Origin of the sequence: Halomonas sp. SIMBA_159, assembly GCF_046536035.1 — a bacterium.
Taxonomy (GTDB): domain Bacteria; phylum Pseudomonadota; class Gammaproteobacteria; order Pseudomonadales; family Halomonadaceae; genus Vreelandella; species Vreelandella venusta_A.
Genome location: NZ_JAWJBT010001285.1, coordinates 1 through 246, shown reverse-complemented (window position 1 = coordinate 246; position 246 = coordinate 1). Strand labels below are relative to the sequence as shown.

1 protein-coding gene is annotated in these 246 nt (G+C 41.5%); it reads left to right on the top strand.

The features are described from left to right. Positions 1–246: hypothetical protein (locus R0J87_RS23390; RefSeq protein ID WP_498889366.1), on the top strand; the 246-nt coding region annotated here is incomplete at both ends.

Below are 246 nucleotides of genomic sequence, written 5' to 3'. Positions count from 1 at the left end.
ATTGATGATTTAGCGGATTTGGATCAAAAGCAAGTGGCGGTGCTTGATGGTAGTATCCAAGAAGACTTACTGCGCGATCGCGCTCAGAAATTAAAGATCAAACCGATCTGGGTGGAGTTAACGACGTTTCAAGCCCTCTTTGAGCAACTGCATCAAGGAAAAGTTGACCTAGCTATTGCCAATGAATTTATTGGTCAAGATTTGGCTCAAACCTATAACAACATTCAACGTGGTCTTTTAATCAAC